Origin of the sequence: Allobosea sp. CCNWLY174, assembly GCF_037120455.1 — a bacterium.
Taxonomy (GTDB): Bacteria; Pseudomonadota; Alphaproteobacteria; order Rhizobiales; family Beijerinckiaceae; genus Allobosea; species Allobosea lupini.
The window spans coordinates 316,594-329,971 of record NZ_JBBBBQ010000006.1 but is presented as its reverse complement, the minus strand read 5'-3'; the positions used below and the strand labels follow the sequence as shown (position 1 = coordinate 329,971).

Here is a 13,378-nt window from a genome sequence, read left to right as displayed (position 1 = left end):
GCGGCGCCGTCTCGATGGCCGCTTTATAGGGGGACCCCAGTTCCGCTGTCAACACACCAGATGAAAGTTTTTCGACAAAAGTGGATCTCGGTCGATAATCCCTGCGTTTTCAATGATTTACATTTTAATCGGCAAATGGAGCCCGGCAAATCGGCCCTGTCGCCAGGCAAATCACCCCGCAGCCCCCCCGCTCCATGAGGGAGCCACTCCGTACGATCAGCTCGCCTCGGCCTTGCCCGCCGCTTCTCCTGTGCTCATACCCGATCCTGATGGACCGGCCGGCCCATGCCCCTCCCGTCGCGAAGCGGTTCAAGCGATGAGCAATGACCTCCTCTATCTCTCGCACAAGGACGTGCGGGCTTGTTCCGTCACTCCGCGCGAGGCGCGAGAGGCCGTGCTCGCCGCCTTCCGTGACCATGCCGCCGGACGAAACCGCAGCCTGCCGAAGAGCGCGCTCGCGCTCGGCCCCGGCCACGCCTTTCAGGCGATGACCGCAGCCTCGCAGGCGCAAGCGATCGCCACGGTGAAATGGGTCGCCTCGGCGCCATCGCAGGAAGGCAGCTCCGTACCGAGCGTGAGCGCACTGATCTGCGTCAGCGATTATGTGACGGGTACCCCGCTTGCGATCCTCGACGGCGACGAGATCACGCTGGTGCGGACCGCGGCGATGTCGGCGGCTGCCGCCTCGCTGCTCGCCCCGCCCGATGCACGCACAATCGGTTTCGTCGGCTGCGGCCTGCAGGCCCATGCCCATCTCGCGGCCTTCCACGATCTCTATCCCGGCCTCACGGCCACGCTGATGCTGAGCCGCAGCCGCAGCTCGGCCGAGCGCCTGGCGGAAGCTGCAGCAGCGCAGAGCCTCACCACGGAGATCGTCGACGATGCCGACAGGCTGCTCGCCCGCAGCGACATCGTCATCTCGATGGTTCCGGCGACGCCGGGCCTGCGCCCCTTCCTCGATGCCAGCCGGATGAAGCCTGCGTCCTTTGCTGCGGCGGTCGATACCGGCCGCAGCTGGCTGCCGGAGGCGCTGCCCGCCTTCGACCTGCTGGCAACCGACAGCCTCGCCCAGTCGCAGGCGCCCTATGACGTCGACGGGCAGCCGGTGGCCAGCGTCCGCTTCGGCCATGACCTTGCCGCGCTCTCGCAGATGCCACTGGCCGATGCCGGGACGAAGCGCTCGCTGTTCTGCTTCCGCGGCTTCGCGCTCGCGGATCTGGCGCTCGCGCATCTCGTGCTGGAGAAGGCGCGCGCCGGCGGCATCGGGATGCTCCTGCCGCGCTAGCAACCCTGCCATGCGCCGGCTTTCCCTTCTCGTGCGGGAAGCCTACCTTCCCGGTATCGAGGTGTTCCGGATAGGCGATGGCAATGACGAAGGGTTCCGATCTCCTGGTGGCCGCGCTCGAGAACGAGGGCGTCGATCGCATCTTCGGCGTTCCCGGCGAGGAGAACCTCGACGTCGTCGAGTCGCTCCGGACCTCGAAGATCGAGCTGGTCCTGACCCGGCACGAGCAGGCCGCCGCCTTCATGGCGGCGACGCATGGCCGGCTGACCGGGCGTCCCGGCGTCTGCATCGCGACATTGGGGCCCGGCGCGCTCAACTTCTCGACCGGGGCGGCCTATGCCCATCTCGGCGCCATGCCGATGATCCTGATCACCGGCCAGAAGGCGATCATGAGCGCCAAGCAGGCGCGCTTCCAGATCGTCGATGTCGTCGCCTCGATGAAGCCGCTGACCAAGATGACCCGGCAGATCGTCAGCGCTGCCAGCATCCCGGCGGTGGTGCGAGACGCCTTCCGGGTCGCGATGGAGGAACGGCCCGGCCCGGTGCATCTCGAACTGCCGGAAGACATTGCCGGCGAGGAGGTCGCCGACGTGCCGCTGATCCCGGTGCATCCGCTGGAGCAGCCGGTGGCTGATCCCAAGGCGATCGCCCGCGCGGCCGAGATGATCCTCGCTGCCAAGCGGCCTCTGGTGATGATCGGCGCCGCCGGCAACCGGCCGCGGCTGGTCGAGCCGCTCTCCGATTTCGTGCGGCGGGTGAAGCTGCCCTTCTTCAACACCCAGATGGGCAAGGGCGCCGTCACCGGCGGCTCGAACCTCTATGTCGGCACCGCCGCCCTGTCCGAGGGCGACTATGTCCACCAGGCGGTCGACCGCGCCGACCTGATCATCGCGATCGGCCACGACACGGTCGAGAAGCCGCCCTTCCTGATGAAGAGCGCCGGCGGGCCGAAGGTGATCCATGTCGGCTACCAGTCGGCGACGGTCGAGCAGGTCTACCACCCCGATGCCGAGGTGATCGGCGATATCGGCGCGACCGTCACGGCGCTGGCGGAGCGGCTGGGCGGCCAGGTCGAAGCCGATCCGATCATGCTGGAGCTGCGCCAGAAGATCCTCGCGCATCTCAACGACCGCTCCGAGGAGGATCGCTTCCCGATCACGCCGCAGCGCATCGTGCATGACATCCGCGCCGTGATGCCGGAGGACGGCATGGTCTGCCTCGACAACGGCATGTACAAGATCTGGTTCGCGCGCAATTACCGCACCCATGTCGCCAACACGCTGCTGCTCGACAATGCGCTGGCGACGATGGGCGCCGGCCTGCCCTCGGCGATGATGGCGGCGATGCTGCATCCCAAGCGCCGGGTCATGGCGGTCTGCGGCGACGGCGGCTTCATGATGAACAGCCAGGAGATGGAGACCGCCGTCCGGCTCGGCCTCAACCTCGTCGTCGTCATCCTCAACGACAGCGCCTACGGCATGATCCGCTGGAAGCAGGCGGTCGACGGCTTCGCCGACTACGGGATGAGCTTCGGCAATCCCGATTTCGTCGCCTATGCCAAGGCCTATGGCGCCAAGGGCTCGCGCGTTGGCTCGGCCGCCGAGCTGGTGCCGACGCTGGAGGCGGCCTTCGAGGGCGGCGGCGTCCATCTCGTCGAGGTGCCGATCGACTATTCCGAGAACACCCGTGTGCTCGTCGAGGAGCTGCGCAACAAGACGCCGGATATCGAGCTTGCCTGAGCCAATCTGCTGCGCTCGCAGGAAAGACTCGGGTCATCCCGGACGGAGCGCAGCGGAAATCCGGGATCCATGCCTGAGCCTTTCCGAATGAGGTTCAGGCAGGGGTCCCGGATCTCCCTCCGGTCGCCCGAGACGACCCGCACTTGTTTCTAGCTTTGGGCGTCCCGTCCAGGCCGCCGGTATGGAAACCACCGAGGAGACGACGATGCTGACAGTGGTTCAGGCCTATGATCGTGCGCCGATCGAGGAGATCGCCACCGACGATGCGGCGGCGCTCGAAGCCAAATTGCAGGCGGCCGAGACGGTCTTCCGCGATCGCGACAACTGGCTGAAACCGCATGAGCGGATCGCGATCCTGCGCAAGCTCGCCGAGCTCCTGTCGGCCAAGCGCGACCATTTCGCCCGCCAGATCGCGCGCGAAGGCGGCAAGCCGCTGACAGACGCGATCATCGAGACGACCCGCGCCATCGACGGCGTCCACAACGCCGCCGACGAACTGCGCAACTTCGCCGGGCGAGAGATCCCGATGGGGCTGACGCCGGCCGCTGCCGGGCGCTGGGCCTTCACCACCAAGGAGCCGATCGGGATCGTCGCGGCAGTCTCGGCCTTCAACCACCCGCTCAACCTGATCGTCCACCAGGTCGCACCGGCGATCGCCACCGGTTGCCCGGTGATCATCAAGCCGGCGAGCACGACGCCGCTCTGCTGCCGCGATTTCGTCGCGCTGGTGCACGAGGCCGGCCTGCCGGAGGCCTGGTGCCAGATGTTCCTGCCGGAGAGCAACGAGCTCGCCGAGAAGCTCGTGACCGACAGGCGCATCGCCTTCCTCAGCTTCATCGGCTCGGCCAAGGTCGGCTGGTCGCTGCATGCCAAGCTGGCGCATGGCGCGCGCTCGGCTCTGGAGCATGGCGGGGCGGCGCCGGCGATCGTCGACCGCAGCGCCGATCTCGAGCGGATCATCGAGCCGCTGGTCAAGGGCGGCTACTACCATGCCGGCCAGGTCTGCGTGTCGACGCAGCGCATCTACGTGCATGAGGAAATCGCCGACGCCTTCACCGAGCAGCTGGTGGCACGCGTCGCCAAATTGCGCACCGGCGATCCTGTGCTGAAGGAGACCGAGGTCGGTCCGCTGATCCTGCCCAGGGAGGCAGATCGGGTCGCAAGCTGGATCGACGAGGCCGTCAAGGGTGGAGCGAAGCTTGCGCTCGGCGGCAAACGGCTGTCGGAGACGACGCTGCAACCGGCGGTGCTGCTCGACCCGGCCGCCGACGCCAAGGTCTCGCAGCTCGAGGTCTTCGGCCCGCTGGTCTGCGTCTACCGCTACAGCAAGCTCGACGAGGCCATTGCTCGGGCCAATTCGCTCAACGTCGCCTTCCAGGCCAGCGTCTTCGCACAAGACATCGACGTTGCGCTGCACGCCGCCGAGCGGCTCGACGCCTCGGCGGTGATGGTCAACGATCCCACGGCCTTCCGCACCGACTGGATGCCCTTCGCCGGCCGCAAGGAATCCGGCTACGGCACCGGCGGCATCCCCTACACCATGCGCGACATGACGCAGGAGAAGATGATCCTGCTGAACCGGCGCTGAGGCGGCATTCTTCCTGCCGCCTTTCCCTCAGCCCTCGTCCTGAGGAGCAGCCACAGGCTGGGTCTCGAAGGATGCTCCAGATAGTTCCGGAGTCTCCTGAAGCATTCTTCGAGACGGCCGCGATGCGGCCTCCTCAGTATGCCGGCTGAGGTGGTTTGAAGTGGAGTTTCAGCGCTTCAGCAGCAGCCTGACCTTCGCCAGCGCCGAGTCCTGTTCCTCGTGATAATCGATCAGGCTGCGGAAGCGCCCCTCCGCGTCCATCAGATAGACCGAGGCGGTGTGGTCCATGGTGTAGCCGTCCTGCGTCGGGATGCGCCTGGCATAGGCCTTGTAGGCCTTCAGCGCCGCATCGACCTCGGCCTGCGTGCCCGAGAGCCCGACGATGCGCGGATCGAAGGATTGCAGATAGAGCGAAAGCTGCGCCGGCGTGTCGCGCTTGGGATCGACCGAGACGAAGAGCACGTTGAGCCTGTCGGCATCGGCGCCGAGCTTGCCGAGCAGAGTTGTGAGCTCGAAGAGCGTGGTCGGGCAGACTTCGGGACAATGAGTGAAGCCGAAGAAGACCAGCGTCGGCTTGCCGAGATAATCGGCCTGCGAGACCTTGCGGCCGGTATGGTCGGTCGAGGTGAAGGGACCGCCGACATCGGCCAGCGGGGTCGATACGGACCCGCCCGAGCTCGGCCGGCCGGGTCCGTCGACACGCCACCAGCCGAGCGTGATCGCCGCGGCGGCGAAGGCGACGATGACGACAGCGCCCCAGGCGCCATAACGAATGATCTTGAGGATCGGCATGCGCCTTTGTCTGGCCGCCAGCCTTGCCGGCGTCAACGCGGCGAAATCGACCCGGTCGCCGTTGCCTGCTGCGGCTCATCGCCGCCGCTACCACCATAAGGATCGGCCAGCGCCGCCTGCGGCGCGCTGATCTCGACCTTGCCGGCGACCATGGTCTGCATCCGCTCCGGCCCGATGGTGCGCAGGAGCTTGCGGAAGCTCTGATGCATGCCGCCATCCATCAGCGCATAGCTCATCGCCGGCAGGCTGCCGGTGAGCTCGGCGAGGCGCGCCTCGTCGCGGGCGCTGCGCGCGGAGACCAGCGAGGCGACCTCCGGATCGGTCTCATAGGCCGGGCACGGCGCGCCGGGGACGAAGGCGGAGGCATCGCCCGCCGGATTGAAGACATAGCGGCCGCCGCAGGTCGCGAGCTTCGGTGGCTGCCGCGTCGCCTCGAAATGATCCGAGCCTTCCTTGAGATTGCGCCAGAAGGCGATGTTCGGATTGCCGCGATGGCGGGCCAGGTTCTCCGGCGTCATCCGGAAGGGGAAGGCCTGGACCTGGAAGCTGCGCTGCCCGCCGGCAAAAGCCTCGCGCGCGAGACCATAGAGTTCCGTCACGCCGTCATCGGTCATGGCGTAGCAGCCGGCCGAGGTGCAGGCGCCGTGGATCATCAGGGCCGAGCCGGTATAGCCCTGCGCCTTCTCCAGCGCGTTCGGGTAGCCGAGATTATAGGAGAGGTAATACGCCGATTTCGGATTCATCAGCTCGGGCGTCACCGTATAGAAGCCCTCCGGCGCCTGCCGGTCGCCCTCGCGCTTCTTCGGCCCGAGCTGGCCGGACCAGCGGCACATCGGATAGGTCTTGAGCAGGGCATATTGGCCGGAGCGATCGCGCTTCCAGACCTCGAGCTCGCTCTCCTTCTTGTAGAGACGCACGACGATCGGGTCGGCCTGGCTCATGCCCTTCGCCGACATCTGCGAGACAAGCGCCGCCGGCAGCGGCTGGTTGCCGCGGCCGTCGCCGTCCACCCCGACGCAGGACGAGAGGGCGATGGCGGCGGCACCGAGCAGTGCGAAGCGCCGGAGACGCTGGACTATAGAGCGATCGGACATGGCTAAAATTATCGGCGTCTGGCGCTAACGACTCGTGAACAAGACCGATTCTTACGCGCGGCGCGGGGTCGCTCCCTGCTCGGCAACGCCGCCAGCAGCATCAGCACCACGCCCAAGGTCAATGCGATGTCGGCACCGTTGAAGGTCGGCCAGTGCCAGTCGCCCCAATGCAGATCGAGGAAATCGGTGACCGCACCCTGGCGCCAGCGATCGATCGCATTGCCGAAGGCCCCGCCCGCCATCAGCGAGAGGCCGATGCGTTCGAGCCGATGCCCGGCGAGCGCCGCCCAGGCCAGCAGGCCGAAGACGGCCGCGAACTTGAACAGTCCGAGCAGGCCGGGCCAGGCTTCGAGCGTCTCGCGGAACAGGCCGAAGCTGACGCCGGTATTGAAGCCGAGGCGCAGGTTGAGGAAGGGCGTCAGCGCGATCGGCTCCGGTGGATTGAGGACGATCTCCAGCATCAGCCATTTGCTGGCCTGATCGAGCCCGGCGGCGGCGAGAGCGATTGCAGCAACAAAGGCAAATCTGCTTGGCCAGGTCATGTGGCACCTTCGGCCGCGACGAGGCGGAAGAGCACGCTCTCCATGCCGGACATGGATCGCTCCTTCAGCCGGCCTTGCCGGCGTCGAAGCGCAGCAGGCGCAGCGCGTTCGCGGTGACGAGCACGGTCGCGCCGGTATCGGCGAGGATCGCGACCCAGAGACCCGTATAACCAAGCACGCTGGTGACCAGGAACACTGCCTTCAGGCCGAGCGCGAGCGCGATATTGGTGCGGATGTTGCCCATCGCCGCCCGGGCCAGCCGGATCATCGCGGCGATGTCGCGCACCCGGCTCTTCAGCACGGCGCCGTCTGCGGTCTCGAGCGCGACATCGGTGCCCGAGCCCATCGCGACGCCGATATTGGCGGCGGCCAGCGCCGGGGCATCGTTGATGCCGTCGCCGACCATCATCACCGGCGCTTCGCGCGCGAGTTCCTTGATGGCGGTGACCTTGTCGTCCGGCATCAGTTCGGCCTGGTGCTCCAGCCCGAGCGAGCCGGCGATGGCGGTGCCGGTGCGGGCATTGTCGCCGGTGAGCATCACCGAGCGGACGCCGAGCGCCTTGAGTTCGGCGATCGCGGCGGCGGCATCCTCGCGGGGCTCATCGCGCAGGGCGATGAGGCCGGCGAGCGCGCCGTCGGCGATGACGGCAGCGACGGTCTTGCCCGCGGTTTCGAGCCGTTCGACCGTCTCGAGCGCCGCTGTGTCGAAGCTGGCGCGCTCCCTGGCATGGCGCGGCGCGCCAACGAAGACGGCAGCCCCGTCGAGTTCGCCGGTGACGCCCTTACCGGCCAATGCCGCAGCGTTGGCTGCAGGCCGCACCGGAACACCATCCGCCCTGGCGCGGGCGAGGATGGCGAGTGCCAGCGGATGGCTGGAGCCGGTCTCGACGGCTGCGGCGAGCTCGACGACCTTGCGCTCCTCGCGGCCGAGCGCGACGACCTCGGTGACGCGCGGCTCACCCGCGGTCAGCGTTCCCGTCTTGTCGAAGGCAACGACGCCGGTACGCGCGGCGGCCTCGATCACCACGCCGCCCTTGAGCAGCAGGCCCTGGCGCGCGCCGGTCGAGAGCGCCGCCGCGATCGAGGCCGGCACCGAGATGACCAGCGCGCAGGGACAGCCGATCAGCAACAGCGCCAGCGCCCGGTAGATCCAGACCGACCACTCGCCGCCAAACGCCAGCGGCGGGACCAGCGCGACCAGAATGGCGAGGCCGACGATCGCGGGCATGTAGATGCGCGAGAAGCGGTCGATGAAGCGCTCAGTCGGCGCGCGCGCCTCCTGGGCTTCCTCGACCAGGCGGATGATCCTGGCGATGGTGTTGTCCTCAGTCGCCTTCTCGACGCGCACGCGCAGCGCCGCCTCGCGATTGACGGAGCCGGCATAGACGGGATCGCCGACACCCTTGGTCTTCGGTACGGATTCGCCGGTGATCGGGCTCTCGTCGATGCCGGAGACGCCGTCGCTGATCGCGCCGTCGGCGGGGATGCGGTCGCCCGGACGCACCAGCACGATCTGACCGACGGTCAGCGCGGCAGCGTCGACCTGGCGGGTCTCGCCGTTCTCCTCGACGATGGCCGTCTTGGGCACGAGATCGCCGAGCGCCCTGATCGAGGCGCGGGCGCGATCGGCGGCGACGCCCTCCAGCACCTCGCCGACGGCGAAGAGGAAGACGACCAGCGCCGCCTCCTCGGCCGCACCGATGACGAGTGCGCCGGTCGCGGCGATCGTCATCAGCATCTCGATGGTGAAGGGCTGGCCCACCCTTGCCGCGGCGAAAGCGCGCCGCGCCACCGGCACGACGCCGATCACGCAGGCGATGACAAAGGCCCAGTAGGCGGCCGTCTCGGAGACCGTGAACTTGGCGAGCCAGGCGGCGCCGAGCAGCGCGCCGGTCAGCAGGACGAGCCTGCCCTTGCCGGTCTGGTACCAGGAGACCCCGTCTGGCGTCGGCTCATGGACATGGCCGGGCAGGCCGTGGCCATGGTCGGCGCCCTTGCCGGCCTTGCCGTGGCTATGGTCGCGATCGTGGTCATGGGCATGCTCGTGCCCGCCGCAGACCTGCGCCTTGTCGGTCGGCACGTGATCATGACCGCAGCCGCAGTTCGAAGCGGGCTCAGGCGCAGGTGTGCGCGGCGCGCTCGCCGGCATCGCCGTGTAGCCCAGGCTGACGACGCGCTTCTCGATCGCATCGCGCCGCGTCCGACTCTCGTCGAGGGAGAGCGTCAGCGTCTCCGACATCACCGAGAGACGCACGTCGGAGACGCCGGGCAGCCGCTCGACCGCGCCGCGAATCTTCGCCGCGCAGCTGGCGCAATCCATGCCGCCGATCGTCCAGGACAGCGTTTCCGTTTCGGCTTTTGCGGCGGTCGCCATGCTCTCGTCTCCGCTTGACAGCGTTGCGGGACCACCTACCTACAACCTCTAGCCACTACAGCTTCAAGAGGAAAATCATGCCGCCGGCGAAAACCCTGGAGCGCGTGGTGCCGATCGGGACTTTGGCCGAGCGGACCGGAGTCAAGGTCGAGACCATCCGCTATTACGAGCAGGTCGGCCTGCTGCCGGAGCCGGAGCGGTCCGAGGGCAACCAGCGGCGCTATGGCCGCGCCCATGTCGAGCGGCTCGCCTTCATCAAGCATGGACGCGACCTCGGCTTCGCGGTCGAGAGCATCCGTACCCTGCTGCGGCTTTCAGACACACCCGGCATGGCCTGCGACGAAGCGCATGCGATCGCGGCCGAACATCTCGACGAAGTGCGCGACAAGATCGCGCGTTTGCGCTCGCTGGAGGCGGAACTCGCCCGGATCGCAACGGTTTGCTCGGGCGGGGTCGCCGCCAGCGACTGCGCCGTGATCGAGGCGCTGGCCGACCACAGCCATTGCGAGCACCATAGGCACTGAGACACTGACGCAAATTGACCCTGCCGGCAGCCATGCTATCGAAGCCGCAGGAGGGTCGGTTTTGTCCGCAGGGCGCCACAATGCAGGGATGAGACGCTGGGTCGCGCTGGCCGCGGCCTATCTCGTCGTGCTGCAGGCGATCTTCGCGGGCCTAGCCTCCGGCGCCAATGCCGCGAACTTCAGCCTTGACCGTTCCCTGGCGATGACGCTCTGCGCCGGCGGCGATCAGCCGATGAGCCAAAGCGATGGCGCCGCGACGCATGAGCTGATGAGCTGCTGCATGCTCGGCTGCGCCTTCACCGGCGCCGGCGCGCCGGCCGCGCCCACCGATTTCCTGCCGATCGTCCATCGCGCCGTCGATCTCGTCGCCTTCCAGCGCCGGCTCGATCTGCCGTCCGGCTTCATCGCCGGCCGCTCCCCGGCCAATCCGCGCGCACCGCCCGCCGCTCTCTGAGCTGGATGTTCCGGCGCACCGCTGCGCCGCGACCAGCATCATCTGACAGCCGCCAGCGGCCTTTCTCCCATCCCATTCGCTCGCGACGGCACCCTGCCGGCTCGCGCGCACCTTCCAGATCCAGGCCGCCAAGTGCGGCTGCGCCGGCCATGCCGGCGTCCTTTCCGCAGGGATTCCTCACGATGAAATCGCTTTCGCTGGCCGCCCTCGTCGCGGCTTTCACCGCCGGCCCGGCTCTCGCTCATGTCACGCTGGAGACCCAGCAGGCCCCGGTCGGCTCGACCTACAAGGCCGTGCTGCGGGTGCCGCATGGCTGCAAGGGCGCGGCCACGACCAGGGTCCGCGTCCGCATTCCCGAGGGCGTCATTGCGGTCAAACCGATGCCCAAGCCCGGCTGGACGCTGGAGACGACCAAGGGCAAGTACGAGAAGTCCTATGACTACTACGGCACGCCGACGGTCGAGGGCGTCACCGAAGTCAGCTGGAGCGGCGGCAAGCTGCTCGACGAGCACTATGACGAGTTCGTCCTGCGCGCCTATCTCACCGCCGACCTCAAGCCCGAGACGACGCTCTACGTTCCGGTGGTGCAGGAATGCGAGGGCGGCGCGGTCGAGCGCTGGATCGAGATCCCGGCGGCCGGCAAGTCCGCTGACGACTACAAGTTCCCGGCGCCGGGCGTGAAGCTGACGCCGAAGAAGTGAGCGAGCGCGGCCGGGCTTTCCCGCCCGGCCGCCGTCACGCCATGACCCGGCAGCTTCATCTCCTTCTCATTCTGCTCGGTCTCGCCGTCGCCTCGCTGGCGACGACGGGGCAGGCCCTGGCGCACGCCGCCTTGACCAAGACCGTTCCGGCCGACGGTGCGGTCATCGCCAGTGCGCCCAGCGCGTTCAGCCTCAGCTTCAGCGAGCCGGTCTCGCCCTTGGTGCTGAGGCTGATCGGCCCCGACGGGACGAGCCGACCCCTGACGCACTTCACGCTCACGGACCGGACGCTCGCGATCGCGGCCCCCTCCGCCCTCGCCGATGGCACGCATGTGCTGAGCTGGCGCGTTGTCTCCGAGGACGGCCATCCGGTCGGCGGCTCGGTGCTGTTCTCTGTCGGTGCACCGAGCGCGGCGCCCGATCTTGCCGCAAGCCAGACCGAGCCAACCGTGCGCGTAGTCCTCTGGCTCGGCAAGCTCGGGCTCTATCTCGGACTCGCGCTCGGCATTGGCGGCGTCGCCTTCATGGCGTGGGTCGCTCCCTTGCCTGTGGCCGCCCGCCGACCAATCGCAGGCTTCCTCGTCCTCGGGCTGCTGGCGCTGCCGGTCGCCTTTGCGGCACAGGGGCTCGATTCTCTGGCCTTGCCCCTTTCTGAAGCTCTGCAGTCAGCCACCTGGCAGACAGCCGCCGCGAGCAGCTTTGGCCGCACTGCGCTGATCGCGACACTCGCTCTGCTGACCGCACTGATCGCGCTTTTCGTCCCCAGCCGAAGCGGACGCCTGCTCGCTGCCCTCGCCTGGCTCGGCCTCGGCGCGGCTCTCGCCGCGAGCGGCCATGCCAGCGCCGCCGAGCCGCAATTGCTGACCCGCCCGACAGTGTTCCTGCATGCGATCGGCATGGCCGGCTGGGCCGGCGCGCTGCTGCCCCTCGCCTTCGCGCTGCGCCAAGCCGATGGAGCGCAGGCGCTGCAACGGTTCTCGCAGCGCATTCCCGCGCTGCTGCTCGTCATCCTGCTCAGCGGCGGCGCGCTCGCCATCGTCCAGGTCGAGCGCCCGCAGGCTTTGCTGACAACACCGTATGGCCTCGTGCTCACCGGCAAGCTCGTGCTGGTCGCGGCGTTGATCGGGCTCGGCGCCTTCAACCGCTACCGGCTGACGGAAACGGTCGTCTCTGGACTCGCGGGTGCCCGCGCGCTGCTGACCCGGATCATCGCGGCTGAGATCGTGATCATCGTCGCCATCCTCGCTGTCGTCGCGCTCTGGCGCTTCACGCCGCCGCCCCGCGCCCTCGCCGCCGCGGCAGCGCAGCCGGCCAGCGTCCATATCCACACCGACAAGGCGATGGCCGACATCAGCGTGACGCCGGGCCGCACCGGCCCTGTGACCATCACCGTCTCGCTGCTCGACGGCGCGTTCGGCCCGCTCGCGGCGAAGGAATTGCGGCTTGCCTTGTCACGGCCGGAAGCCGGCATCGAGCCGATCGAGCGGCAGGCAATCAAGCAGGCGGACGGCAGCTGGCAGGTCGGCGACCTGACACTTCCGGTGGCCGGCCGCTGGACCGTCGAGCTCGAGATCCTGGTCTCGGATTTCGAGATGACCCGTCTCAAGGACACGCTCGACATCCGCCCCTGAACCCGATCCAACTTTCACAACAGAAGGAGTTTCCGATGATCTCTCGCCTCGCTTGCGCAGCCATTGCCATCCTGGCGCTCGGCAGCGCCGCCGTCGCCCAGGACTACAGCGCCGGCCCGCTCAAGATCGAGCAGCCCTGGACGCGCGCGACCCCGGCCGGCGCCAAGGTCGCCGGCGGCTATGTCGCCGTGACCAATACCGGCAGCGCGTCCGACCGCCTGCTCGGCGGCAGCAGCGAGATCGCCGGCAAGGTCGAGATCCACGAAATGGCGGTCAACAACGGCGTGATGACCATGCGTGGCCTGCCTGAGGGCGTCGAGCTCAAGCCCGGCGCCAAGCTCGAGCTCAAGCCCGGCGGCTACCACATCATGTTCATGGATCTGAAGCGCCAGCTCAAGGAAGGCGAAAAGGTCAAAGGCACGCTGACCTTCGAGAAGGCCGGAGCGGTCCCCGTCGAGTTCTCCGTGCAATCGGTCGGTGCGCGTGCCCCGGCCGCAGCGCACACGCACTGATCGCCGCCAACAAGCTGCGTAATCATCGAGGCCGCCGGGTGCAAACCCCGGCGGCCTTTTCCATGCGCGCTTGACGATTTCCAGCGCGAGAAGTACGGTCCATATTAGAAAACAAATGATCCATAATATGGATCGATTGGAG

Annotated in this window: 12 protein-coding genes; 8 read left to right on the top strand and 4 right to left on the bottom strand. The window is 67.9% G+C overall.

Annotation, left to right across the window (positions count from 1 at the left end; genetic code table 11):
* Positions 1-316 precede the first annotated feature (316 nt).
* The 3 genes from V7S63_RS19415 to V7S63_RS19405 all read left to right on the top strand — a co-directional run bounded on the left by V7S63_RS19415 (position 317) and on the right by V7S63_RS19405 (position 4,612).
* Entirely contained in the window at positions 317-1,285 is a 969-nt protein-coding gene (locus tag V7S63_RS19415) for an ornithine cyclodeaminase family protein (RefSeq protein ID WP_336531400.1), read from the top strand.
* A gap of 83 nt (positions 1,286-1,368) precedes the next feature.
* Entirely contained in the window at positions 1,369-3,024 is a 1,656-nt protein-coding gene (locus tag V7S63_RS19410; protein WP_336531399.1) for an acetolactate synthase large subunit, read from the top strand.
* Between the two features lie 205 nt (positions 3,025-3,229).
* The gene (locus V7S63_RS19405) at positions 3,230-4,612 is read left to right on the top strand and encodes an aldehyde dehydrogenase family protein (RefSeq protein WP_336531398.1); all 1,383 of its coding nucleotides are present in this window, start codon (positions 3,230-3,232) and stop codon (positions 4,610-4,612) included.
* 168 nt (positions 4,613-4,780) lie between these two features.
* Here the strand turns inward: V7S63_RS19405 and V7S63_RS19400 are convergent, their stop codons facing one another.
* From V7S63_RS19400 to V7S63_RS19385, 4 genes are all read right to left on the bottom strand, one after another.
* Positions 4,781-5,404: an SCO family protein gene (locus V7S63_RS19400; RefSeq protein ID WP_336531397.1), complete on the bottom strand. Its 624-nt coding sequence runs from the start codon at positions 5,402-5,404 to the stop codon at positions 4,781-4,783.
* Between the two features lie 32 nt (positions 5,405-5,436).
* On the bottom strand, positions 5,437-6,498 hold the full coding sequence (locus tag V7S63_RS19395) for a murein L,D-transpeptidase family protein (RefSeq protein WP_336531396.1): 1,062 nt from the start codon (positions 6,496-6,498) through the stop codon (positions 5,437-5,439).
* A gap of 8 nt (positions 6,499-6,506) precedes the next feature.
* Positions 6,507-7,040: a signal peptidase II gene (gene lspA / locus V7S63_RS19390; protein ID WP_336531395.1), complete on the bottom strand. Its 534-nt coding sequence runs from the start codon at positions 7,038-7,040 to the stop codon at positions 6,507-6,509.
* 64 nt (positions 7,041-7,104) lie between these two features.
* Positions 7,105-9,414 carry a heavy metal translocating P-type ATPase gene (locus V7S63_RS19385; protein WP_336531394.1) on the bottom strand — a complete coding sequence of 770 codons (2,310 nt, stop codon included), beginning with the start codon at positions 9,412-9,414 and terminating at the stop codon, positions 7,105-7,107.
* A 77-nt stretch (positions 9,415-9,491) separates the two neighbouring features.
* Here V7S63_RS19385 and V7S63_RS19380 point away from each other — a divergent pair, with 77 nt between their 5' ends.
* The 5 genes from V7S63_RS19380 (at position 9,492) to V7S63_RS19360 (ending at position 13,236) form a co-directional block, all read left to right on the top strand.
* On the top strand, positions 9,492-9,938 hold the full coding sequence (locus V7S63_RS19380) for a MerR family transcriptional regulator (protein ID WP_442896483.1): 447 nt from the start codon (positions 9,492-9,494) through the stop codon (positions 9,936-9,938).
* Positions 9,939-10,026: 88 nt separating this feature from the next.
* On the top strand, positions 10,027-10,392 hold the full coding sequence (locus V7S63_RS19375) for a hypothetical protein (RefSeq protein WP_336531393.1): 366 nt from the start codon (positions 10,027-10,029) through the stop codon (positions 10,390-10,392).
* A 182-nt stretch (positions 10,393-10,574) separates the two neighbouring features.
* On the top strand, positions 10,575-11,093 hold the full coding sequence (locus V7S63_RS19370) for a YcnI family copper-binding membrane protein (RefSeq protein WP_336531392.1): 519 nt from the start codon (positions 10,575-10,577) through the stop codon (positions 11,091-11,093).
* 41 nt (positions 11,094-11,134) lie between these two features.
* A complete protein-coding gene (locus tag V7S63_RS19365) occupies positions 11,135-12,724 on the top strand; it encodes a copper resistance CopC/CopD family protein (RefSeq protein WP_336531391.1) in 1,590 nt (529 codons plus the stop codon).
* A 35-nt stretch (positions 12,725-12,759) separates the two neighbouring features.
* Positions 12,760-13,236: a copper chaperone PCu(A)C gene (locus V7S63_RS19360; protein WP_091834476.1), complete on the top strand. Its 477-nt coding sequence runs from the start codon at positions 12,760-12,762 to the stop codon at positions 13,234-13,236.
* Positions 13,237-13,378 lie beyond the last annotated feature (142 nt).